Origin of the sequence: Undibacterium sp. Jales W-56 (assembly GCF_025548535.1) — a bacterium.
Classification (GTDB): domain Bacteria; phylum Pseudomonadota; class Gammaproteobacteria; order Burkholderiales; family Burkholderiaceae_D; genus Undibacterium.
The window spans coordinates 205,550-229,858 of record NZ_JAJLQW010000006.1; the positions used below are offsets into that span (position 1 = coordinate 205,550).

At 50.5% G+C, this 24,309-nt stretch carries 22 protein-coding genes and 1 tRNA gene; 13 read left to right on the plus strand and 10 right to left on the minus strand.

Translation table 11 applies throughout. The annotated features are described in order from the left end of the window. Nucleotides 1-65 precede the first annotated feature (65 nt). From LPB67_RS16470 to LPB67_RS16510, 9 genes are all read right to left on the minus strand, one after another. Nucleotides 66-1,259, minus strand: coding sequence for a tyrosine-type recombinase/integrase (locus LPB67_RS16470; protein ID WP_262838381.1), 1,194 nt, complete (start codon nucleotides 1,257-1,259; stop codon nucleotides 66-68). A 193-nt stretch (nucleotides 1,260-1,452) separates the two neighbouring features. Beyond that, a tRNA-Ser gene (locus tag LPB67_RS16475) sits at nucleotides 1,453-1,542 on the minus strand. A 108-nt stretch (nucleotides 1,543-1,650) separates the two neighbouring features. Continuing rightward, the gene (locus LPB67_RS16480; RefSeq protein ID WP_262838382.1) at nucleotides 1,651-3,666 is read right to left on the minus strand and encodes a putative bifunctional diguanylate cyclase/phosphodiesterase; all 2,016 of its coding nucleotides are present in this window, start codon (nucleotides 3,664-3,666) and stop codon (nucleotides 1,651-1,653) included. Then, nucleotides 3,667-4,878 carry an EAL and HDOD domain-containing protein gene (locus LPB67_RS16485; protein ID WP_262838383.1) on the minus strand — a complete coding sequence of 404 codons (1,212 nt, stop codon included), beginning with the start codon at nucleotides 4,876-4,878 and terminating at the stop codon, nucleotides 3,667-3,669. A gap of 147 nt (nucleotides 4,879-5,025) precedes the next feature. Next, nucleotides 5,026-6,285 (minus strand): radical SAM family heme chaperone HemW, encoded by a 1,260-nt coding sequence (gene hemW / locus LPB67_RS16490; RefSeq protein ID WP_262838384.1) that lies wholly within the window; start codon nucleotides 6,283-6,285, stop codon nucleotides 5,026-5,028. A 51-nt stretch (nucleotides 6,286-6,336) separates the two neighbouring features. Further along, on the minus strand, nucleotides 6,337-6,948 hold the full coding sequence (gene rdgB / locus LPB67_RS16495) for an RdgB/HAM1 family non-canonical purine NTP pyrophosphatase (RefSeq protein ID WP_262838385.1): 612 nt from the start codon (nucleotides 6,946-6,948) through the stop codon (nucleotides 6,337-6,339). Continuing rightward, nucleotides 6,945-7,682 carry a ribonuclease PH gene (gene rph / locus LPB67_RS16500; protein ID WP_316685254.1) on the minus strand — a complete coding sequence of 246 codons (738 nt, stop codon included), beginning with the start codon at nucleotides 7,680-7,682 and terminating at the stop codon, nucleotides 6,945-6,947. Before rph ends, rdgB begins: the two co-directional genes overlap by 4 nt. Nucleotides 7,683-7,695: 13 nt before the next feature. Continuing rightward, nucleotides 7,696-8,631, minus strand: a complete 936-nt coding sequence (locus LPB67_RS16505) for a PP2C family protein-serine/threonine phosphatase (protein ID WP_262838386.1) — start codon at nucleotides 8,629-8,631, stop codon at nucleotides 7,696-7,698. A 109-nt stretch (nucleotides 8,632-8,740) separates the two neighbouring features. Further along, nucleotides 8,741-9,754 carry a serine/threonine protein kinase gene (locus LPB67_RS16510; protein ID WP_262838387.1) on the minus strand — a complete coding sequence of 338 codons (1,014 nt, stop codon included), beginning with the start codon at nucleotides 9,752-9,754 and terminating at the stop codon, nucleotides 8,741-8,743. Nucleotides 9,755-9,971: 217 nt separating this feature from the next. On the opposite strand from LPB67_RS16510, the gene LPB67_RS16515 reads away from it, so the two are divergent. The 4 genes from LPB67_RS16515 (at nucleotide 9,972) to LPB67_RS16530 (ending at nucleotide 14,190) form a co-directional block, all read left to right on the plus strand. After that, complete coding sequence (locus LPB67_RS16515) at nucleotides 9,972-10,868, plus strand: YicC/YloC family endoribonuclease (RefSeq protein ID WP_262838479.1); 897 nt, start codon at nucleotides 9,972-9,974, stop codon at nucleotides 10,866-10,868. Nucleotides 10,869-10,980: 112 nt separating this feature from the next. Next, the gene (gmk, locus tag LPB67_RS16520; protein WP_262838388.1) at nucleotides 10,981-11,622 is read left to right on the plus strand and encodes a guanylate kinase; all 642 of its coding nucleotides are present in this window, start codon (nucleotides 10,981-10,983) and stop codon (nucleotides 11,620-11,622) included. Between the two features lie 14 nt (nucleotides 11,623-11,636). Then, nucleotides 11,637-11,840, plus strand: coding sequence for a DNA-directed RNA polymerase subunit omega (gene rpoZ, locus LPB67_RS16525; protein WP_262838389.1), 204 nt, complete (start codon nucleotides 11,637-11,639; stop codon nucleotides 11,838-11,840). Nucleotides 11,841-11,883: 43 nt separating this feature from the next. After that, a complete protein-coding gene (locus LPB67_RS16530; protein ID WP_262838390.1) occupies nucleotides 11,884-14,190 on the plus strand; it encodes a RelA/SpoT family protein in 2,307 nt (768 codons plus the stop codon). Between the two features lie 31 nt (nucleotides 14,191-14,221). Here the strand turns inward: LPB67_RS16530 and greB are convergent, their stop codons facing one another. Next, entirely contained in the window at nucleotides 14,222-14,770 is a 549-nt protein-coding gene (gene greB / locus LPB67_RS16535) for a transcription elongation factor GreB (RefSeq protein ID WP_262838391.1), read from the minus strand. Between the two features lie 153 nt (nucleotides 14,771-14,923). Between greB and LPB67_RS16540 the strand changes: the two genes are divergently transcribed. The 9 genes from LPB67_RS16540 (at nucleotide 14,924) to LPB67_RS16580 (ending at nucleotide 24,291) form a co-directional block, all read left to right on the plus strand. Further along, complete coding sequence (locus tag LPB67_RS16540) at nucleotides 14,924-15,571, plus strand: response regulator transcription factor (protein ID WP_262838392.1); 648 nt, start codon at nucleotides 14,924-14,926, stop codon at nucleotides 15,569-15,571. Nucleotides 15,572-15,659: 88 nt separating this feature from the next. Next, nucleotides 15,660-17,324: a GGDEF domain-containing protein gene (locus LPB67_RS16545; protein WP_262838393.1), complete on the plus strand. Its 1,665-nt coding sequence runs from the start codon at nucleotides 15,660-15,662 to the stop codon at nucleotides 17,322-17,324. 616 nt (nucleotides 17,325-17,940) lie between these two features. Next, nucleotides 17,941-19,374, plus strand: a complete 1,434-nt coding sequence (locus tag LPB67_RS16550) for a flagellin (RefSeq protein WP_262838394.1) — start codon at nucleotides 17,941-17,943, stop codon at nucleotides 19,372-19,374. Between the two features lie 93 nt (nucleotides 19,375-19,467). Continuing rightward, nucleotides 19,468-19,839: a flagellar protein FlaG gene (locus LPB67_RS16555; RefSeq protein ID WP_262838395.1), complete on the plus strand. Its 372-nt coding sequence runs from the start codon at nucleotides 19,468-19,470 to the stop codon at nucleotides 19,837-19,839. A gap of 118 nt (nucleotides 19,840-19,957) precedes the next feature. After that, nucleotides 19,958-21,964 carry a flagellar filament capping protein FliD gene (fliD, locus tag LPB67_RS16560; protein WP_262838396.1) on the plus strand — a complete coding sequence of 669 codons (2,007 nt, stop codon included), beginning with the start codon at nucleotides 19,958-19,960 and terminating at the stop codon, nucleotides 21,962-21,964. A 47-nt stretch (nucleotides 21,965-22,011) separates the two neighbouring features. Further along, on the plus strand, nucleotides 22,012-22,482 hold the full coding sequence (gene fliS / locus LPB67_RS16565) for a flagellar export chaperone FliS (RefSeq protein ID WP_262838397.1): 471 nt from the start codon (nucleotides 22,012-22,014) through the stop codon (nucleotides 22,480-22,482). Nucleotides 22,483-22,485: 3 nt separating this feature from the next. After that, nucleotides 22,486-22,815, plus strand: coding sequence for a flagellar protein FliT (locus LPB67_RS16570; RefSeq protein WP_262838398.1), 330 nt, complete (start codon nucleotides 22,486-22,488; stop codon nucleotides 22,813-22,815). Nucleotides 22,816-22,832: 17 nt separating this feature from the next. Further along, entirely contained in the window at nucleotides 22,833-23,999 is a 1,167-nt protein-coding gene (locus tag LPB67_RS16575) for a flagellar hook-length control protein FliK (protein ID WP_262838399.1), read from the plus strand. Beyond that, on the plus strand, nucleotides 23,986-24,291 hold the full coding sequence (locus tag LPB67_RS16580; protein WP_262838400.1) for an EscU/YscU/HrcU family type III secretion system export apparatus switch protein: 306 nt from the start codon (nucleotides 23,986-23,988) through the stop codon (nucleotides 24,289-24,291). Before LPB67_RS16575 ends, LPB67_RS16580 begins: the two co-directional genes overlap by 14 nt. Nucleotides 24,292-24,309 lie beyond the last annotated feature (18 nt).

Genomic DNA, 24,309 nt, shown 5'->3' on the forward strand with positions numbered 1-24,309 from the left:
GCTAAATGGCGTTGTGGGACAACGATCACCCGCAGCACGCATTCAGGTCCAGAACCCGGTTATCCTTACAACTGACCTGATGTTGCGATAGCATCAATGTAATCCGACCAATCCTGCATCATGCGTGTGCGCTCTTTCAACCACTTCGCACGATCGTAGGCTTGGTCCACCTTGTCTTTCTTGACATGCGCGAGTTGCAGATCGACGATCTTCTCGTCATAGCCGAGTTGCTGGGTTATTGCAGACATGGCCAGGGATCGGAATCCATGGCCAGTCATCCTCCCCTTGTAACCCATGCGCCCGAGCGCGCGGAGGATCGTGTTGTTATCCATGTGCTGCCGTCCTTTCGAGCGGTGCGGGAAGATGAATGGCCGGCCGCCGGTAATCGGTGCCATCAAGCGGAACAACGCCACTACCTGGCGCGACAAGGGCACGATGTGATCGCGTCTCATCTTCATGCGTGCCGCCGGAATGATCCATACCGCCTTGTCCAGGTCGATTTCGCTCCATGGTGCGCCAACAATTTCCTCCGTTCGGACAAATGTGTGCATCGCCAGTCGCGTCGCCACGCGAGTCTTGATTTCCATTTCAGGCTCGGCCACCGCCAAGTCGGCCAGAAACTGGGGAAACTCTTCGACTTCAATAGCCGCAAAGTGTCCGGCCGTATGTCCCTTGAGTGCTTCCTTGACAGGCGCCGCGGGGTTGTCCATGCGCAGACCAGAGGCGACTGCATAGTTGAATATTCTGACAACCAGTCGCTGAACACGCTTGGTCATGTCCAACGATCCGCGCGCCTCGATCCGGCGCAACGATGCCAGCACCATCGGAGGATTGATCGATGCAACGGGCAGCCCGCCCAGATCCGGAAAAATGTTCATCGCAACCCGGTGCAATGCATCGTCGCCGGTCTTGGATGCGCTCGGATATTTCGTCGCTCGCCACTCGATCGCAATCTGCTCAAACGTCCTGCCATTGGCCGATGCCGCCAGCAACTTACCAATGCGTCGTTCGACAGTCGGATCCTTGCCCGCTTCAAGCTGCGCTTTGGCTTTGCGCCACACTTCTCTGGCATCCTGCAGGCTCACGCCAGGATAGGCCCCGATGGAAAAGGTCTTGGGTTTCCCGTCAAAGCGATAGGCGCCGCGCCACAGTTTGGACCCCTTTGGGGAAATATGGAGCTGCAAGCCAACGCCGTCGGAAAGCTTGATGAGCTTTTCCCCCGGCCTGGCCTGGCGGCATTTGATGTCGGTCAGCGGCATGTTGGTATGTGTTCGCGCCGCCCCGGTCTGTTGGTATACGGCGAAGTAGGCACAAATTCAGTACCAACATTTATACCAACAATTTCGTGGGATGGCAACGGACCACAAGCAACAGTGTGGGCCCGAATATCAGAGGGAGGATCTGTGATTCAGACCAAAATGGGACGTTATGAAATGGCAAGAAACGATCCATTGGCGGAAGCGGTGAGATTCGAACTCACGAAGGGCTCACACCCTCGCCAGTTTTCAAGACTGGTGCCTTCAACCACTCGGCCACACTTCCGTACTTACTATCAATTTTCAGGCTAGCGCGCTTACGAACGGCACTAACCTTCCAAGCCCGTTATTATAGCAATACTCTCCAGGTTTGCGGCATTTATTTTAAATCCCCTCAAACAGAAAAATGAAAATCCCTGGCAAACATCTCGGTGATCTGATCCGAACTCACGGGCCGGGAAAATAAATAACCCTGTATTTCATCACAGCCTGCGTCTTTTAAAAACGCAAACTGCTCCCAATTTTCCACCCCTTCCGCGATGACCTTATGACGTAATTTCTTCGCCATGCTGATAATCGCTCCGGCGATCGAGCAATCGTCGGTATCGCTGGGTACGCCCTGGATAAACGAGCGGTCGATTTTGAGTGTTTTGATAGGGAAGCGTTTCAGGTAGGACAAACTGGAGTAACCGGTACCGAAATCATCCAGAGACAAGGTCACGCCCAGAGCGGCGATTTCATCCATGATCGTGATGACGCTTTCTGCACTGTGCATCAGCATGCTCTCGGTAATTTCTAACTCTATCCATGCCGGAGATATTTGATATTGCGCCAGCGCCTCGTAAACTCTGCTTGGCAGGGTCGAAGTGAATTCTTTGGCGGATACATTAACGGCGATCCTGAACGGCGCAATTCCCATCTCTTGCCATTGCCTGGCCTGCTCGCACGCCGTCTCAAGAACCCAGGCATCGATCTGCAGGATCAACCCCGTCTCTTCCGCAACAGGAATAAATTCTGCCGGCGAAATCATGCCCTTTTTAGGATGATTCCAGCGCAATAATGCTTCCACACCGATCATCTGACCCGTGACTATATTCACTTTAGGCTGATATAGCAGGGAGAACTCGGCATGCTGCAAGGCGCGCCGCAAACCCGACTCCAGATACAAACGACCAGCGATGGTGCGGTTCATCTCATTATCGTAAAACGCATAACTGCCGCTGGCACGTTCGACATTGCGCTTGGCCTTGAACATCGCGATATCCGATTTTTGCAAAAGCTGATCCGCCTCCATGCCATCTTGCGGATAGATGCTGATACCGATACTCGCGCCTATGCGCAATTCATGTCCCTCAACCCAGAACGCTTGATCCAGGGTCGTCAATAATTTCTGCGCAACCAGTCCGGCATGAATATCCTGGGGAATATCGAGCAAGCCAATGGCGAACTCATCACTGCCCAAACGCGCAATCACATCGTTTTCACGCAACGCCAGACGAAAACGCTCAGCCACCTGCTTAAGCAAGAGATCGCCAATCGCGTGACCCAGCGTATCGTTAATCGGTTTAAAGCGATTCAAGTCAATAAATAACAGCGATCCTATCGAATTATTCCGCTGCGATTGCAGCAGCGCTTTATCGACTAATTTTTTAAATAAAGTACGGTTAGGCAGGTCCGTCAGCAGATCGTAATAAGCGAGATGATTGATCTGTTCTTCGGCACGCTTGCGTTCGGTAATATCGCTGAGGTAACCGATCATACCTATCGGCTGCGCATGGGAGTCGCATAAAGGCGACAGACTCAGGCTCGCCCAAAATACTTCACCCGATTTTTTGCGGCGGCGCACTTCCATCTCACGTCCGCCGTTTTCCAAAAACGAGTCAAATAGGCGCAAACCGTCGGCCTCTTCCTCATCGTAAAGAAACAGAATATTTCGGCCAATCGCCTCGTTTGCGCTATAACCAAAAAGATTTTCCGCTCCACGATTCCAGCTGATGATGAAGCCCGCCAAATCCATAGTAATTACGGATTCATGGATCTGATCGAGAATTTGCGATTGCTGCAACTGCGCCTCGGCTGATGCTTTGAAGCGCTGATCCAACTGCGTCCTGGCTGCTAATAGTTTGCCCGTAAGTTGCGCCAGCATCCTCAGTTTCGCCAGATCCGTTTCCGAATACATGCCTTGCTTACCGGACAGGACATAAAAAGCTTCAGCCGATACATGGCACCGCTCATGCTCCGCGCTGACCGCAGCCGTAAGCTGCGGGACAAACCTGACATCAGGAGAATTGACTACCGTCTGGGCGATACGAGTCAACTCCTGGTCGAGGCGACTGCCCTGCATGCACAAGACCGCCTCGCCGAGCGATGCACCCAGATTGAATTCTGTCAGCGCCTTGGTCTGGTTCATCTATATGTCCTGACAAACCTGATTGACCCACACATAAGCCTTGATCAAGGCCTCGTAATATGCAACCTCATCTATGCCAATTGCATTCAGGCGATCACTGTTAATCATCCCATCACCGTAATGATCGCGGTCAGCACAAGAAACCAGCGCCAATTGCCGCCCAAGCTGCCCCTCATGGCGCAATAAAGCCGCCAGCACCTCATCATGCAAACTCAAAGGCTGCAATATTTCGCTGAGCGGACTGCCAAACAAGGTATCCAGCAAAGAGAACATGCCGACCATGAAGGCACAATCCTGCGCATCCCGATTACCGCCGTTTTTTTGGCAGAAGGCCTCCATCAGGCTGGCACGGAATGCGGCTCTTAACATGAGAGGATTCAACGCACCGCCGCTGTCTTGCGGGCGGGTGTACAAAAGCAGTTGCAACCAGCGCTGTAGTTGTCGACGCCCGAGCAAATTAATCGCTTGCCCGAAGCTCGTTACTTTGACTGTTTGTGCAAACGCGGCTGAACTGACCAGTTTAAACAGCATGAAGGATAAATTGCCGTCCTGTTTGAACAACTCCTCCAGCTCACGCGACTCCGCATCGCGCGACACCAGTCCCAATAATTTCAGCAAGCGCGCTCTGGCGCCGGCATCACTAGATTTACCATTGGGCGTCGGATTGAATGCATAATCGCCAGAAAACAAGTTGAAACCTGCGTCAAGCGCTTCGTGCAACTGCACTGGTGTCGCAATCTTTTTTGCGAGGTGCAGGCCGTTTGGCAAACTCGATAAGCATGGCTTGACATCAACAGGAACGCCATTACGGCAATCGACTGCTACCGCCCTGGCGCCTTCCCAGACCGGCGCAGACTTTGAGGTGAAATCGTCCACGACCAGAGGTATGCCTTTGCTCGCCAGATGCTGGAGTTTGCTTTGGACTTCCTGATCTGCATACGCAATATCAGGAACCAACAGAGTTACCTGGGATGATTCGATACGCTCAGCAACATCCGCAGGCAAGGCGACTGGATTGTCGACAGAGATAAATAAGGAAAGGCCGGGCAACTTATCGAAAAACTCAAGTTGCTTCAATTGCTGTAATAACTGCAGGGATTGTGCGACAGAGTCCGTCTCAAAATGCATGCTCAACGCGGCAAGCTGCTGCTTATGATTGACGATGGGAAGAAGTGCGGTAAGCGGTAATTTAAAACCATTCGCGTTTGTCATGGGCGGGTTTTTACTCTTCGAGTTATTTTAAGTCATCACGAAATACTAAGTTGAAACTTGTAAAGTTGCAACATCAATTAAAGTTTTACTTTAAGTATTGTGTTAAGTGACTTAAAAAATATATCGCCGCCCCTGACCATCTTCTGTTTACAAATTTTCCTTTAAAAACAAACTTTGCAGGTCGTTCAAAAACCGTCGCCCTAATTCGGTCGGACGAATTGTCTGATGATCTCTGGCAAGCAAGCCCTTTTGCTCTGCTATTGCCAGTTCTTTTTCCAACTCATTGAGCAACATACCAGTGCGTTCATGAAATAAATTGACGGCAAAACCCTGATTCAAACGCAGTGCATTCAGCATGAATTCAAAACCCATTTCATGTCGCTGAATTTCCACAGTCTCTTGGACTGCCGCGCCGCGCAAACTCTCTTCCATATAAGTTTTCGGCTGTTTGTAGCGCATTTGCCGCACCACTTTATGCGGGAACGTCAATTTAGAATGCGCTCCGGCACCGATTCCGAGATAGTCGCCAAAATTCCAATAATTCAAATTATGGCGCGACTCGCGACCCGGTTTAGCATAAGCGGACACTTCGTAATTACCATAGCCGGCAGCGAGCATATTGGACTGGATCAAATCCTGCATCTCCGCACTCAGGTCATCATCGGGAATCGCCGGCGGAAACTTGGCAAAGTAGGTATTCGGCTCCAGTGTCAGGTGATACAAGGACAAATGCGGTGGCGCGTAAGCGATCGCTGTCTCCACATCGATCCTGGCTTGCTCTAAAGTTTGCCCCGGCAATGCAAACATCAGATCAAGATTGAAATTTTCAAAATATTGCTGTGCGATGTCAATCGCGCGCTTGGCCTCGTCGCTGTTATGGATGCGCCCGAGTGCTTGCAGATGTTGCGAATTAAAACTCTGTATGCCTACCGACAAACGATTGATCCCGCTATCCCTGAATGAGCGGAATTTTTCAGTCTCGAAGGTACCGGGATTCGCTTCCAGCGTAATTTCAGCCGCGCCGTCAATCGGCAGCAAGGTCCGCACATCCGACATCAGGCGGTCCAGCCCGGCTGCCGACATCAGGCTAGGCGTGCCGCCGCCGATGAAGACGGTGTAAATCTTACGCCCCCAGATCAGGGGCAAAGCGGCTTCCAGATCGGCGCGTACCGCATCCAGATACAAAGTCTCATCAAAGCTGGTTTTTACTTCGTGCGAATTGAAATCGCAATAAGGACATTTCTTGACGCACCAGGGAAAATGGATGTATAGCGACAGCGGTGGCAGGCTACTGAAGTTAAACTGCCCGGCACCCAAGAAATGACTGGCAACGTCTTGCGGCACGGCGGATAACTCCGCCTTTTTCTGCGATACAGGTACCGAAGAAATCGGCTTGATTGGAATCATTTTAGTTTCTTAATTACTTTTCTAAGCTGAGTTTTGATTGCTCTCGATTGCTCACGCCAGTTTTTCAAGCAAGGCGCGCAAGGCTTGTCCGCGATGCGACAGCTGGCTTTTTTGTACGGGCGTCAATTCAGCGACGCTCTTACCCAAAGACGGAATCCAGAAATGCGGGTCATAGCCAAAACCGTTGTCACCTTTAGGCTGATCAATAATCTGGCCATGCCATAGTCCATCCGCAATGACCGGCTGCGGATCATGCTCTGAACGCACATACACCAACACGCAGTAGTAATAGGCGGACTTATCCGCAGATCCGGCCAACTGTTGAATCAAATGCTGATTATTGCGCGCATCGGATTTCGGTTCGCCGGCAAAGCGCGCGGACAATACCCCTGGAGCGCCTTGCAAGGCATTCACGCAAATCCCCGAGTCATCGGCCAGGGCAGGTAAACCTGTCAATTTCGCCGCATGCCTGGCTTTAGTCAGCGCGTTTTCCACGAAGGTAAAGTAAGGTTCGTCTGCTTCTGGCACGGCAAATTCAGATTGCGCATGGAGTGAAATACCGAGCGGAGAAAGTGCATGAAAAAACTCTTTCAGCTTGCCTTGATTGTTCGAGGCAAGCACGATTTTTTGTCCGCTGATGGCCGATGCAATTACGGAAGTCATGATTGCATCAATCCCAATACCTGTTTCTGCAAATCGATCAGATCGGCAATACCTTCCTGGGCCAGGTCCAGCAAGCGGTTCATCGTGGCGCGATCAAAAGCGACGCCTTCGGCAGTCCCCTGGACCTCAACAAATTGCCCCTGCTCTGTCATGACGACATTCATATCGGTATCGCAGGCAGAATCTTCAGGATAATCCAGGTCCAATACGGGTAGGCCTTGAAACACGCCTACCGAGATTGCCGCCACAAAATGTTTAACTGGTACGGCAGTAATGACGCCACGCTCGACAAGTTTGGAAAAAGCATCATGGGCCGCTACCATGGCGCCGGTAATCGCCGCAGTACGCGTGCCGCCGTCAGCCTGAATCACATCGCAGTCGATATGCAAAGTACGCTCACCGAAGGCTTCCAGATCAAATGCTGCACGCAGGGAGCGGCCAATCAGGCGCTGTATCTCCTGGGTGCGCCCGGATTGCTTGCCTTTCGCCGCTTCCCTGTCCATACGGCTATGGGTAGAACGCGGCAACATACCGTATTCAGCAGTCAGCCACCCCTGCCCTTTGCCTTTCAAAAAACCGGGGACTTTATCTTCGATGCTGGCAGTACAAATCACACGGGTGTCGCCAAACTCGATCAATACCGAACCCTCGGCATGCTTGGTGAAATGGCGACTGATCACGACGGGACGCAAAGCATCCGGCGCACGTCCGCTTGGACGAATAGAATGAGGCATATAAGTGGATTAATTAAGGTTTGGTCGTAATGCGGGATGACTTATGAATGGCATTGCGAATCTCCGCAATGGCTTTTTCAATTTCAGCTTCGTTGAACGCATCTGCTTCAACATTGTCTTGCTCGCCCGGCGCAGGCGCTTGTATCGTGGTGGTAATCGAGCCTATCGGCAAGGTGTTGGTAGAGATGATCGAAGGATCCTCAAGTCTATCATCGCCCTCCCACATCATCGCCAATGCAGTGACATTATCGCTCTGCTTGCCAGCGATATCGACTGCCGAGCGGATCAGTTCGGGAACTGCGCGGACTATCGTATGATCGTTCAATCGCTGCGCCAGCATATGGTCCGGCAACACCGACCACAGGCCATCGGAGCACAAAAATAATAAATCGCCCGCCTGCAATGTGGCGCGGCGCGACAATTCCACAATCGGCGCATTTGGCGCACCCAGACAATTAAATAATTTATTCCGGTCCGGGTGCGTGTGCCGCTCCGATGGATCAACCTTGCCTTGTGCAATCAAGGTCTCCAGACGCGAATGATCCTTGGTGCGCAACAAGATCTGTCCTTGACGCATCCAGTACAAACGGGAGTCGCCGCAATGCGCCCAGTATGCATGGCCGTTCTGGATCAGGCATGCCACGACCGTGGTGCGCGGCGTCTCCGGCAAATTATGCAATTCGCGATAACGATGAATTTCCTGATGAGCGGCAAAAAAACTGTCCTCCAGAAAACGTTCAGGACGGCCTATCATCGGATGCGCCTGTTGCTGAAACAGGTTGCCTATCGTTTGCATCGCAATGGTGGCGGCCATTTCACCCATGATATGGCCGCCCATGCCATCGGCCAGCAGCAGCAGTATCACATCGCGGGTAAAGCTGTAGCCCATGCGATCTTGGTTGACCTTGCGGCCACCGATATGACTTTCTTGATAAACGGAAAAACGCATGGATTAAGTTCTAAAAACGAATAAGGTCATTGGCAATATACCGTCATATCTACGTGTCGCTCAGTTGCATGCAGGCCAGCGAGTGAACACGGCAGATCAATGTGCATGATTAGTGTACGGTATGGTCTTGTATGGTCGTGTGATCACTTTCGACTGACTTTTTACGGCCAGGCGCAAATAAAGCCGTCAGCTTTTGTGTTGCTTTCTCAAATACCGTAAGTTCTTTTTGCGGCTGCTTTTGCATCTGCAGGGCTTTTTGCAAGGCGAACACACTTTGCGGCCGCTCCAGCGGATCCATTTTCAGGCACCAGCGCACCACGTCGATCAATTCAGGTGAATACAAACCGTCGAGCTTGCGATAATGGTTTTCCATCTTATCGCCGTTTTTACGCTGATCAGAGGGCTGGGGCGGCGCGCCCACCATACAGGCAAATATCGATGCGCCGATACTATAGATATCGGTCCATGGTCCCAGGCTGCCATTTTTCAAATACAGTTCCGGCGCAGCAAAGCCCGGGGTATACATCGGGTAGAGCTTAGGCAAGTCGGTCTTTAAAGTCTGTCTTGCAGCGCCAAAATCCAGCAGGATAGGGGTGCCGTCCAGACGCAGATAGATATTCGCGGGTTTTAAATCCAGATGCAGTAATTTATTGGTATGGACTTCGCGCAAGCCATTCATCACGTGATTAAACATGCGACGGATAAAACGTTCGGAGACTAAAGGTTTTTCGCCTTTATCGCGGCGACGCAAGATGTGCTCTTGCAGCGAACGCCCCGATTCGTAGGCCATCACCATATATACCGTCTCGTTAGCGCGGAAAAAATTGATAACGCTGACCACATTCGGATGCGCTATACGCGCCAGCGCACGGCCTTCCTCAAAAAAACATTTGAGGCCGATGCGATAAATCGGTAAATTTTCCGGTGAAATGGCAGGCACCAGTTCGCCCTGCTGGCGCAGCGCCAGCGAGCTGGGCAAATACTCCTTGATGGCAACAGCATTGCCGTCCTCGTCCGACGCCAGATAAACAATACTGAACCCGCCGGATGCAATTTTCTTTACAATGCGGTATCCAGCAATCTCCAGCCCGTCTGGCAAGGGTGCGTTATTTTGTGCGGCCATATCGTCCTAAATCCGTTGATAGTGAGGATTGTGTTGATGTTTGGTGAATTTGTAAAGGATAACAAGAAAGCAAACCGCTTCCCTACTGCAATATTGTCGCCAAATGTAACCTCCTTGGCGTCAAGCAAGACATCTGACCGGGCAAATTCTGCGCCAAACTTGGCAGCATTACTTTTAACACATCGCATTACAAGGAAATTACGTGAGTATTTACAGCATGACCGGCTATGCCGCCCAGACCCAGGAAACCGATGCCGGCACCATCACGCTGGAAATAAAAAGTGTGAATTCGCGCTTTCTGGATCTGCAGTTCCGGATTAATGATGATTTCAGATCGGTCGAACCGCTATTCCGTGAAGCGATCTCGCGCAAACTCACACGCGGCAAAGTGGAATGCCGCTTCAGCTTCGGCAAAAAAACCGGCAATGGCAATTCCAAGGCACTGAATGCCGATGTACTGACCCAGATCGCTGCGTTTCAAACACAAGTACGTCAGCAATTCCCCGACGCCGCGCCTCTAACCTGCAACGAATTGCTGCGCTGGCCCGGCGTCATCGAGGAAGCGGAAATCAATGCCGACGCGCTGCAATCAGCGATCGTTGCCGGGATCGACGCCACTTTGACGGCCTTTATCAGCAGCCGCGAACGCGAAGGCGCTGCACTGGCGCAGGTATTAACTGACCGTATCGACGCCATGGAAACCATCGTCATCAGAATCACCCCGCTGGTACCGCAAGTCGTACAGCAATTCCAGCAAAAAGCCATCGCCCGCATGGAAGACGCGTTAGGGCTATCCCAAGTGAATGCCGCCACAGCGCAAACCATTTCACGCGAAGAGGCGCTGGACAGAGTGCGCCAGGAAGTCACGCTGTACGGGATTCGCATCGACATCGCCGAAGAACTCGCGCGCTTATCTGCCCATTTGACCGAAACCCGTCATATATTGAAAAAAGGCGGTCAAGTCGGCAAGCGCCTGGATTTTATGATGCAAGAATTGAATCGCGAAGCCAATACGCTCGGCTCCAAAGCGGCACTCAAAGAACTGGCCGATGCCTCAATGGAGCTAAAATTGTTGATTGAACAAATGCGCGAACAGGTACAAAATCTTGAATAGCCTGGGACTTTTCCTTATACTACTGCCAGTATATTTTAACTACTAGGAAAAGCTTGCGCAAATTGCCTGTTTTTAAAGCATACTCCCCAAAAAACCATAATTGAGAACCATTATGTCCGCATCCACCGCCACCGCAGGTAGTCTGTTCATGGTTGCCGCCCCATCGGGTGCGGGCAAATCGACGCTGGTGAACGCCTTATTGGCACAAGAACCTGCCATCAAGCTATCGATTTCCTACACCACTCGCCCACCCCGTCCGGGCGAGCAGGACGGGCGCGAATATCACTTCACGACGGTCGAAGATTTTTTGGCGCGCAAGGCGCAGGGTGAATTTCTCGAATCTGCCGAAGTCCATGGCAATTACTATGGAACTTCCCGTGTTCTGATCGAACGGCAGATGCAGGCCGGTACCGATATCTTGCTGGAAATCGACTGGCAAGGCACCCAGCAAGTCAAAAAACAATTCCCGGACGCCGTCAGGATTTTTATCCTGCCGCCATCCATTCCGGCGCTTGAAGAACGCTTGAAAAAGCGCGGTCAAGATGAACCGCACATCATTACCCGTCGAATTCTGGCTGCCGGCGGTGAAATGGCGCACGCTCCAGAGTTCGAATATGTTATTATTAATCAAGAGTTTGCAATCGCCTTGGCAGAACTGAATGCCGTCGTTAAGGCAACCCGCTGCCGCTTCCCGCAGCAAGCAAGCCGCAATGCAGCGCTGTTTGCCCAACTGGGCATTCATGCCAATCCCTGATAGAAAGAAAGAAAATGGCACGTATTACTATTGAAGATTCACTGAAAAACATCCCTAATCGCTTTCAATTGACTCTGTGCGCAACCTATCGCGCACGTCAGTTATTGCAAGGCCACACACCAAAAGTGGACTCCAAAGACAAACCAACCGTTGTTGCTTTGCGCGAAATCGCCGAAGGCAAAATCGGCATTGAGATGTTGAAAAAAGTCCCTCTTTAATTCTGTAGCGCTACTACCATGAAACGGCTGGGAACTAAACGGAATGAATATTTTAGACAACAATTCTTCTGTTCCAGCCGCGGTCTCCCCTGAGAAGGCTCCGTCACGACGATCCTCGCCCAAATCTCCCGCGTCTCGATTATCGCCTTCTGTATCGCCCTCCCTGCCAGAAAATACCGCGTCACACGCATCAGCGATTGGTGTCGCCTCAACCACCGCACTGACCGCCCGCTTATCCGAATACCTGTCTCCTGCCGACTTAAAGTTAGTCAAGGAAGCTTATCGTTTTTCCGATGAGATGCATCTGGGCCAGGTCAGGCGTTCGGGCGAGCCGTATATCTCGCACCCTATCGCGGTAGCCGAAATCTGCGCCGAATGGAAGCTGGACGTACAAGCCATCATGGCAGCACTGCTGCACGATGTGATGGAAGATCAGGACGTCAAAAAAGAAGAGTTGATCGAACGTTTCGGGGCGCCGGTAGCGGCCTTGGTTGATGGCCTCTCCAAGCTGGAAAAAATCGAATTCCAAAGCCAGATCGAAGCGCAAGCCGAAAATTTCCGCAAGATGTTACTGGCGATGGCACGCGATGTGCGGGTCATTCTCGTCAAGCTAGCGGATCGCTTGCACAATATGCGTACCCTGGGCGCGATGAAACCGGAAAAACAGCGCCGCATCTCCCGCGAAACGATGGAAGTCTATGTGCCGATTGCACACCGGCTCGGCTTGAATAACATCTATCGCGAATTACAGGATCTCGCGTTCGCGCATTTGTATCCGCTGCGCTATCGCACCTTATCAAAAGCGGTCAAGGCCGCGCGCGGTAATCGTCGCGAGGTCGTCAATAAGATCATGGAAACGGTGAAATCAGCCTTGCAGGAAGCGGGACTCGCGGCCCAGGTCTACGGCCGTGAAAAAACCCTGTATGGCATTTACCGCAAGATGCACGACAAGCACCTGAGTTTTTCGCAAGTGCTGGACGTGTATGGCTTCCGCATCGTGGTCGATAATTTTCCGAATAGCTATTACGCTCTCGGCACTTTGCATGCTCTATACAAACCGATGCCGGGCAAATTTAAAGATTACATCGCCATTCCCAAAACCAATGGCTATCAATCCCTGCACACGACCCTGATCGGCCCTTATGGCACTCCGGTTGAGTTTCAGATCCGCACCCAGGAAATGAATCAGGTCGCCGAATCCGGCGTGGCCGCCCATTGGCTCTACAAAAATGAAGATGGCAGCCTGACCGATCTGCAGCAACGCACCCACGCCTGGCTGCAATCCCTGCTGGACATCCAAAAGCAGACCGGCGATTCCGCAGAATTTTTAGAACACGTCAAAGTCGATCTGTTTCCCGATTCGGTTTACGTATTCACGCCAAAGTCAAAAATCATTGCCCTGCCGCGCGGCGCGACGGCCCTCGATTTTGCCTACAATATCCATACCGACATCGGCGACCAGGCGATTGCAACACGCATTAATCATGAGCCGGTTCCGCTGCGCTCTGAGTTAAAAAATGGCGACATCGTTGAAATTATTACGTCACCGAATTCACGCCCTACACCGAACTGGTTGACTTATGTCCGCACAGGCAAGGCACGCTCGGCAATCCGCCATTATCTGCGCACCATCAACCTGAATGAATCGACCGAACTGGGCAGGCAATTGCTGGCGCAAGCCCTGGTGGCAGTGCATTTAAATCCTGATTTGCCCGAAAGCCTGATCGATAAATTATTGAACGAATCGACCGCCAAATCACTGGAAGAAATTCACACCGATATTGGCATCGGCAAGCGCATGGCGGCGCTAGTCGCACGGCATATCCTGGATCTGGTGGAAGACGATTCTCCGTCCATCCCTTTCCAGCAGCTTGCCGGCGATAAAATCAATAACAAACGCGATCCCGTCATCATTTACGGCAGTGAAGGCGTCTCGGTCCAATTGGCGCCATGCTGTCTGCCCATTCCTGGCGATGGCATCGTGGGCCAGCTCAAGCGCGATCAGGGACTGGTGGTGCATACCGATGATTGCGATAACGCCAAGCGTATGCAGGTAAAGGAGCCCGACCGCTGGATCGACGTCAGCTGGGGTGAGGATTTAAACCGCCGCTTTGATAGTCGTGTCGTCGTCATGGTAAATAATGAGCGAGGCGCACTGGCAAGGATTGCAGCAGAAATTGGTGAGTCGGATGCAAATATCAGCCATGTCAGCATGGAAGATGGACAAGCCAATGATATGACGAATATTCATTTCACTATACAGATTGAAGACCGCATTCACCTCGCCAGGTTGATGCGTAATGTCAAACATCTCAATGGGGTTGCCAAGATCTGGCGCGAACACGGCTGACGCGCCTGCCCTACTTCAGTTCCCGCATCGGTTATTCAGGATACTGCACATCAATAATCGTCAATTCATCCATACCCGCCGGTGTTCTCAATACTATCGTGTCCCCTGTTCTGGCTTTGGTCAAAGCGCGCGCCACCGGCGAGACCCAACTGATTTTTCCGGCCAGAGGATCGAATTCATCGACCCCCACAATGGTGATCGTGACTTCTTCGCCCTGCTGATTTTCATAGGTGACGGTGGCCCCAAAAAATACCTGATCATTGCCGTGGTGAATCCGTGGATCTACCACTTCCGCGATATCGAGCCGCTTCGTCAAAAAACGGATGCGCCTGTCGATTTCGCGCAGGCGCCGCTTGCCGTAAATATAGTCGCCATTTTCAGAGCGGTCCCCATTCGAGGCGGCCCAATGCACAATGTTGACGATCTCAGGACGCTCCACATCCATCAGATGCAAGAACTCATCCTTCATCCTTTGATGGCCTTGCGGCGTCATGTAGTTTTTTACGCCAGCAGGGATCTCGGGAACGCCGAATTCCAGATCATCGTCCTGCTCGTTTTCTTTGACAAATGCTTTACTCATTACCGCATTGTAGCGGAGAAGCACAAAAATATTATCTGACGCAACCACGACGCCAGCAAGCCTTATAGAATAGACCCCCAAGTCCTGCCGCGGAGCAAAAACATCCGGCAGGCCTCTATTCGTAACAGACTTATTTTCGATCAAGGTATATGCATGACAGCGAGCGCAGCCATCAAACTGATCATCGTCGACGATCATGCCGTCGTACGTGAGGGGTTAAAACAAATTATCAGCAGCACAGCAGACATCTGCATTGTCGGAGAAGCTGAAAATGGGCTGGATGCAATCAGGCTCTCGCGCCAGCTCGAGTATCAAATCATGATATTGGATATTTCCCTGCCAGATAAAAACGGCATCGAAATACTCAAGCAAATTAAAAAAGAATCGCCTCAGGTTTCCGTCCTGATGTTTTCTATCCACAGAGAAGATCAATATGCGATACGCGCTCATAAATCCGGCGCATCCGGTTACCTGAACAAACAGGCCAGCGCGAGCGACATCTTGCAAGCCATACGGCAAATCGCATCTGGCTTGAAATACATCAGCCCGGAGCTCGCGCAAGAACTGGCGAATAATCTCAATCAGGAGCACGAAGGTGAACTGCACAAAACCTTATCCGACCGTGAATATCAAACGCTGACCATGATTGCATCAGGTAAAACTGTCGGCGACATTGCCAAAGAGCTATCCCTATCGGTGAAGACAATCAGTGAATACAGAGCGCGACTATTATTAAAAATGAAACTGCGCCACAATGCCGAACTCACCCACTACGCCATTAAAAATCAGCTTGTCGATTAAGTCCGCAAAGCCCTGAAAAAACACTAGAATTCTTATACCGTTAGCAGCGGCCCTTTCTGATACTCGATACCTCAAGTGCGGAAGCAATATGTCAAACAATCCTAATAGTTCGCAGTTCAAAACACCGACGGATATTGCCAGAGAAACCTTCAGGCGACTGGCGATTCAAAGAATTGCGCCGACGCCCGACGCCTATCGAAAGTTATATCAAGAGATCTCAGGGGTAAGTGAAGAACTGCCCGAAACCAAAGCAGCCAAGCCCGCAGAAGCCGCACAAGAGACACAGCCATCCGCTGCAGAGAAGCTGCTGCTCGGCTTTGCAGAAAATCTCAAGCAGTCTCCCGGCGAACTCGCCAATTTTGGCAACCGGTTCAGCCGCGCGATCAAATCGGGCAACTGGGACGACTACAGCAAGGGCTTAACCCAATTAGCCGAGAAAACCATTGCCAAGCCAGGCAACGCCATCAGCCTGGCCGATCCCGTTCCGGCAGCGCCGACAAGTATGGGGAGCAATTCGATTTCCTTAGTTGATGATGTGTCGGGCGAGGACAGCCGTCCAAAAATATTACAAGATTTGCTGTATCGCACCCTCACCTTGGCCCTGGCATCGGTATTAAAGCCCAATCCCGCACTTGCCACCGAATCGGAATCGCTGGGGCTTGCAGTAAGGGACGCAGACAGTGAAGCCGCATTAAATCAAGTCGCCTCACGACTAAAACATTTATGCTTTCAAATCGAATTAAGCAGTGGCGATACGGCGGAACAGCAAGAATTGCTGCTCCGATTGTTTGGCTTGCTGTTAGATAATGTTCATGAATTGCTGGATGAAGACAATTGGCTGCGCGGCCAGATTGAGATGGTTCAGAGCCTGATCGCAGGCCCCATAGATCATCGTACTTTACAGGAGGCCACCCGCAGTCTCAAAGATGTGATCTATAAACAAGGCGTCCTGAAGCACAGCATCGACGAATCCAAAACCTCCGTCAAAAACATGATGGCGACATTCATAGATCGTCTCAGCGTCATGACAGTCAGCACAGAAACCTACCATAGCAAGATGGGAGGCTATGCCGAACAGATCCGTCACAGCAAAGACGTGATCGAAGTCGATCAGTTGATTGCTGCCATTCTCGATGAAACCCATGTAGTGCGTTCGGAAACGATGCGCTCGCATGAGATGATGATCGTCGCCCAAAAAGAGGTCAAAGAAGCAGAAGTGCGCATCAAAGAGCTAGAAGACAAACTCGCGCACATGAGCGAATTGGTGCGTGAAGATCAGCTTACCGGCAGCCTGAACCGTCGCGGCCTCGACGATGTATTCGAGCGCGAAGCCGATCGTGCAGATCGCCGCGGCTCACCGCTGTGTGCCGCCATGCTCGATCTCGACAATTTCAAAAAACTCAACGACACACACGGTCACGCCGCCGGTGACGAGGCATTGGTACACCTGGTGCGTATCGTCAAAAAGACCTTGCGCTCTATCGATGTCATTGCACGCTACGGCGGCGAAGAATTTTTGATCGTCATGCCGGAAACGAACCTGGACGAGGCTGCGTTAGCCATGACCAGAGTGCAGCGCGAATTGACTACCCATTTTTTTACCATGAATGAGCAAAGGCTGTTTATCACGTTTAGTGCCGGGGTAGCCTTAAGAGCGCCGAACGAATCTCAGGAAGCCGTTGTACAGCGCGCGGACAAAGCAATGTATGAGGCGAAGAAGACCGGTAAAAATCGGGTGATAAAGGCCACCTGATAGTGCCTGGTACAGATATCCAGACGCGTCGATCAAAGTCTAATAGGGTTCGATAAGCGAATGATTAAATCAAGGCTTACCCAAAAACCAAGACCTCTCACCACGGAGACACCCGGACACAGAGAACAGCTGACTTCATGGCATCTCGATATTCAAATGCACCCGCAAGCCGGGTGCGCCTGCTGGCACGAAATGCCCCTGAAAGCCGCATCCAGCCTGCGGACTCAATCTGAATTACGGCAAACAGTTCGTCGTTTTGCGTAAATCCTATAACTTAAAAGCATTATATTTTTTCAACTCGCCCGCTCAGGTCCCCATCATTAACGTCCGAAGAAGTTATCCCATCATGTCTTTCCGATAATTTTAATCACTGACATTAGGTAAATATCTCCTGAAAATAATAAAAATTTAGCCCTAAAGTATTTTCCAACAGCGCCGTTGAGCGGAATGAAAGATAAAACTTTAGGGCAAAAAAAAGTATTTATTTACAGAAACTAGTTAAACATTTCAAATGTGCGTCCGTTACCAGTTTCAACGGCGGTCCTGTAGTCTTAGCAAGACAGACCAAAGTTTAAGGCACACGCCAATTTAAATAACTTAGGTAAGGAGAATCACCATGGCTTCATTCATCAATACCAATATTGCCTCGCTCAATGCACAGCGCAACCTGACTACATCCCAATCCTCATTAAGTACCTCACTGCAACGCCTGTCTTCAGGTCTGCGTATTAACAGCGCGAAAGACGATGCTGCAGGTTTGGCGATTTCTGAAAGATTGTCATCTCAGATCGGTGGTCTCAATCAAGCGGTGCGTAATGCCAACGATGGTATCTCCTTAGCGCAAACCGCTGAGGGCGATTTAACCCAGATCGGTAACAACTTGCAACGTATCCGCGATCTTGCAGTGCAGGCAGCCAACGGTTCCAATAGCGCATCAGATCGTGCCGCGCTGAATAATGAAGCAAGTCAGTTAATTTCGGAAATTGATCGTGTTGCAAGCTCATCCAACTTCAACGGCGTCAATCTGCTCAATGGTAGTTTCAGCTCGCAAGCCTTCCAGGTAGGCGCCAACGGCACTGCGAATGATCAGATTTCAATTGCCTCGATTGCAAGTGCAAAAAGTAATGCACTCGGCGTCGGATCGAGCTCATCGTATAGCACCAGCCTGGTAGGTGCAGTAATTACCAGTGGTGCTGCTCTAACTGCCGGTGGCGTCAGTATTAACGGCACTAACGTTGGCGCATCCTCTACTGATGGCGTTTCCACAGTCAATGCAACAGGTAGTGCGCTGGCAAAGGCGAATGCAATTAACGCCGTTACCGGTCAAACGGGCGTATCGGCTACCGTAGTAGGTAGCACACTGACTAATACCGCAACTGCTGCCGGTGGTGCGTTTAACTTATCCGTCAACGGTGTAACTGTTTCCGGTACCGCGACTGCCAATGCGACTGTTGGTGCGAGTGAAATTGCAGCGGCCTTCAATGCCGTCAGCGCTCAAACCGGCGTCAAGGCGACCGCTACTGGCACGACCTACACATTGACTGCTGCTGATGGTCGTAATATTGACATCACGGCCACGGTAGCAGGTTCTACCGGTGCTGCGACAGCAACTACTTATGGCGCGATCAATCTGTCCTCCAGTTCGTCTTCTGGCATTACAATAGGCGGCACACAAGCGACTGCGGCAATCATCGGTACTGCAGCCGGTACAACAGCGGCTACTGCGACTGCCGGTGCTGGCGTATCGTCTCTCAACCTGACCACTGCAGCCGGTGCAACCGCTGCGCTGGCTACGATTGATGCGGCGCTGTCCTCTGTGAACAGTTCACGTGCTTCTCTGGGTGCTTATCAAAATCGTTTCTCTTCCGCCGTGAACAGCTTGAACACGACTGCAGAGAACTTGACAGCCTCACGTAGCCGTATTCGCGATGCGGATTTTGCGCAAGAGACAGCCAACTTGACTCGCGGTCAGGTATTGCAACAGGCTGGTACAGCGATCTTGGCTCAGGCGAATGCCTTGCCACAGGGTGTATTAGCCTTGCTTCGTTAAGCTTTAATGGAAATACATTAACTTTTCATTAATTTGGACTAATCCCCTGGTCATTATATTGATCAGGGGATATTTTACTTACAGGGAACGATCATGGACATCACGTCAATTGGCAATTCCAACCAAACAACTTCATTGCTTACTGGAAAACCGGCGAGTAGCGATTCGTCCGTACCTGTAAAGCAAACAGCTTCACCCGCAACCATAGACAGTTTGCCTGCCCAAGTAGATAAAAATCCAGGTATTGCGCAACTGACCAAAGCAATACAGGATATCAACAAAACTGTTCAGGCTATTTCCCAAGGCGTGGAGTTTACTTTAGACGACGACAACAAGCGCATTGTCGTCAAGGTCGTCGATCAACAAACCAAGCAGGTATTGCGTCAAATTCCGACTGAAGAAGCGCTAGAAATTTCAAAGTCATTAGATAAATTACAAGGCTTACTGATACATCAACAGGCTTAAACTAAAACTGACGGTTTGGGAATGCAAGTTTAAAAATTGATAGGTAAATCCCCCTCTAAAGTATGCTTTGCTTTTGCCGTTAAGTAAGTACACTGTTAGTCAGTAAAAGGGGAAAAAAGTGGGTATCCAATCAACAGGTATAGGCTCCGGTCTCGACGTCAATTCGCTGATTGCGAAACTGATGCAGGTGGAAAGCCAGCCACTCACCACTCTCGCGAAAAAAGAAGCCAGCTTTCAGGCAAAATTATCTGGCTATGGCCTGCTGCAAGGCGCCTTAAGCGGATTTCAAACATCTCTGTCGAGTTTAAGCAGCCCAACGGTTTTTCAGACACTGGCTGCGTCATCCAGCGATGCCACCATTGCTACTGCAACTGCGACAAGTGCAGCCACCGCAGGGCTATACAATGTGACTGTTAATAGTCTTGCACAAGGCCAAAGCCTGTCAAGCGCCGGTCGAGCAAGCTCTACCGCCGCAATTGGCGGCGGTGCCGCAACCACAGTAACGTTTACCTTCGGAACGATCACTGGCACGCCTACCGGCGGCACCTATCCTGCCGGCACCACCTTTGCTCAGGATACCACTCGTACGATTGGCACGGTAACGATTGACAGCACCAATAATTCACTGCAAGGCATCCGGGACGCGATCAACAAAGGCAACTTCGGGGTAACAGCATCGATTGTAGGAGATGGCAGCGCAAACCCCTATCATCTGGTTCTCAACTCCACGACAACCGGGGCTTCTTCCAGTCTCAAAATTACCACCTCTGGCGACGCAACGATCGGTAGTTTATTAAATTATGATCCCACCGGAGTACAAAATTTTACTGAGGTTGTCACTGCGCAAAATGCCAGTCTCAAAGTAAATGGCATCAATATCACCAGTGCCTCCAATAACGTGGCAACTGCGATCCAGGGTTTAACTATCAGCCTCGCTAAGGTGGGCACCACTGCCATTACTGTCGCCAACAATACCACGGCGGTACAAACGAATATTACAAGTTTTGTTAAAGCATTTAATGATCTGAATTCCACCATCGCTAATTTGACTTCCTTTGATCCTGCGACAAAAAAAGGCGGCATATTGCTCGGCGACGCGACGACGCAAAGTATTCAAAATCAACTACGCAGGACACTGGCTACCGCAGTGAATGGTTTAGGCGGTGGAATCACATCGTTGGCGCAGATCGGTATTACTTTTCAAAAAGACGGGTCACTCGCTGTTGATTCAACTAAATTAAGTGCCGCTTTAACGGCTAACTATAGCGACATCGGCGGACTTTTTGCCTCCATAGGTAAAGCGACGGACAGCCTGGTGAGCGTTACCGGCTCGACATCGGCGACCAAAGGCGGAACTTACGCTTTAAACGTCACCCAATTGGCAACGCAAGGTTTGTTGACTGGTAATGTGGTCTTGCCTGGCTCAACAACGATTGCCGCGAATACCACGCTGAGCGTTACGCTGGATGGCATCAACGCCTCTGTTGCGATCGCTGCGGGGAGTTACACACCGACTCAATTGGCCGCAATAGTGCAGTCGTCAATCAACGGCACAGCGGCATTTACTGCAGTCGGATCAGCTATTTCCGCCAGCGTCAATGGTGCCGGACAACTGGCGTTACAATCAAATAAATACGGAACCGTTTCTAACGTGAGCCTCGCAAACGGGACTGGCACCACGGTGGCTAGCTTTACAGGAACGGCATTAAATGGCACTGCGGGTGTCGATATCGCCGGGACACTTAACGGTCTGGCGACAACAGGATCCGGGCAAACCTTATCCGGCATTGTAGGAACCGCCACTGAAGGATTAAAGATTTTAGTTTCCGGTGGCTCCCTCGGTGCCAGAGGTACTGTTAATTTTTCCGTTGGTTATGCCGCCACCTTAACAACAACCTTAAGCGGTTTTTTAGGAAGCGCCGGAACAATTGCCAGTACCACCGATGGTGTAAACCGTAGCATAAAAGACATTGGCAAGCAGCGCGATAACCTGAATCTGCGACTTTACAATGTTGAGGCACGCTACCGGGCGCAATTTACGTCCCTGGATAGAGTAATTAGTGGTCTGAACAATACGAGTACTTTCCTGACCCAGCAATTGGCAGCTTTAACGGGAAGCAAATAGCCATCGTTGGCTGAGATATTGAAATAAAAAATTACAGGAGAAATTACATGTTCGGCTCATCTCAAATGAAAGGTGCCAATGCCTACGCCAAAGTTGGCATTGAGACTGGAGTCATTGCTGCCAGTCCGCACAAATTAATTGTGATGCTGTTCGACGGAGCGATCGTATCTATTGGCAATGCAATTCAGCACCTTAGCGCAAATGAAATTGCCGCCAAAGGTAAGTCGATCTCAAAAGCTATTTCCATCATCGATAACGGCTTACGGGCCAGTCTGGATAAAAAAGCCGGCGGCGATATCGCAGTAAGCCTGGATGCCTTATACGAATACATGAGTACGCGTCTCATACTGGCTAATCTGAATAATGATGAAAACCTGCTCATTGAAGTACAAAATTTACTAAAGGATTTACGCAGTTCGTGGGAGGCGATCGCACCAGACGCCTCATCAGCGACAGAAGTACCCGTCATAAATACCGATGCATTAGCACCACGCTCCAACAAATTTCTTGAGGCTTAATTGATGATGGACAGCATGGAAATGATCTCGATATACGAGAATGTTGCAACAATTACTGATCAAATGCTAAGTGCCGCGCGAAGCGGCGACTGGGATCTTTTGTCGAAGTTAGAGTTCGACTGTTCCTCTCAGGTGCAAACCCTCAGAGTTCAAGAAGTCGAACTGGAACTTTCGCCTGACTTGAAAAACAAGAAAATTCAAATTATCAAGAAAATTCTCGCTGACGATAAAGAAATTCGCAATTTAACTGAGTCCTGGATGGCGCAGTTGGCAAATATAATGCGGAGTTCTGAATCGAATCGTAAATTATCGCGAACCTATGGTTCAAGTTAAATCCTAAGGTAAAGTCCATGCTGCCAAGGGTCGATAACTTGTTAAGGCCCGTTGCCGCTATTGAAGCGCCTTCTGCCGTTGCGTCTCTAACTGAGACGAAACAAGAAGTTGTCAGTAAGCTGGAGCAACTGGTTATCGGCAGGCAACTGCAGGGTGAGGTGTTATCCCGTTTAAATGACGGTACCTTCCTGGTGAAAATTGCAGGCACCACCGCGAGAATGAACTTGCCTGCTGACAGCAAAACTGGCGACGTTCTTAATCTAAAATTACTCACAACCGATCCTCGCCCAACTTTTATACTGGGTAGCGGAAATGAAATCGCTACAGAGACTGCGATCTTTCCCAAACAAACTCTGCTTGAACAGGCGCTCCAGGACGTAACTACGGAGCATGCCGAAACAATCTCGACAGATTTATCCAAGGCGGCCAAGACATCCCCTAAAGCAACTCCAGACCAGGCTATAACGACAAGTACCCCTACGACAATCAGTAACACGGGAAAATTAATCGATAGCATCCTGCATGTAGTTCAGGAAAAAGGCACATCCAATGCATTGGCAGGCACAACTCCCATTGCGGAACATACCGATATACTGAAGTCGCCGGCAGATTTATCGACGCAATTACAAAAAACCATTTCCTCCAGCGGATTGTTTTATGAATCCCATCTGGCGGATCTCGCTGACGGCAAACGCAGTATTGCTGACATTAGGAGCGAACCGCAAGCACAGCAATCAATTCAAATCGAAGAAGCTGAGGTAAGCAAACAGCCAGACAATCAACTCACCGCACCTACTAACAAGCCCCTTGCGAATACGGAATTAACGCAACTGATTCATTTGCAGCTAGACACATTAGAGCAACAAAAAATAGTCTGGCAAGGCAATCTGTTGCCGAATTTGCCTATGCAGTGGGAGATTGTGCGGGATAATCGAGGGCAAGCGAAACCGTCATCAGAAAGCGATGATGCGTGGCAAAGCACCGTACGTTTTGAGTTACCCAATTTAGGGACGATCTCGGCAACCATCAATTTGCGAGGCGAGCATGTTCAGCTGTTTGTCAGGACCAATAAATCTGCAACGGCAGATGTTTTAAAAACTCGTGTTTCTGAGTTGGCGAATTCATTAAAAAACGCCGGCTCTTCGCTGGACGGCATCTCGGTCAAACAAGATGACAACGCCTAAACCTAATTTACAAAATGCGGTTGCCCTCGCTTATCAAAATGGCGACGCCGCTCCGCGAGTCGTGGCAAAAGGTAAAGGACTTATCGCTGAACAAATTATCGCCAGAGCAAAAGAGCACGGTGTTTTTGTGCATCAGTCAAAAGAGCTGGTTTCGCTTTTAATGCAAGTCGATTTAGATAAGGATATTCCCCCGGCACTTTACCGCGCGGTTGCAGAACTACTCGCTTGGCTTTACCATATAGAATCTGAGAAGTCGGAGACACAGACGATATTTCTCAATCCTAAAAAATAAACGTCGCTTCCACCCTAA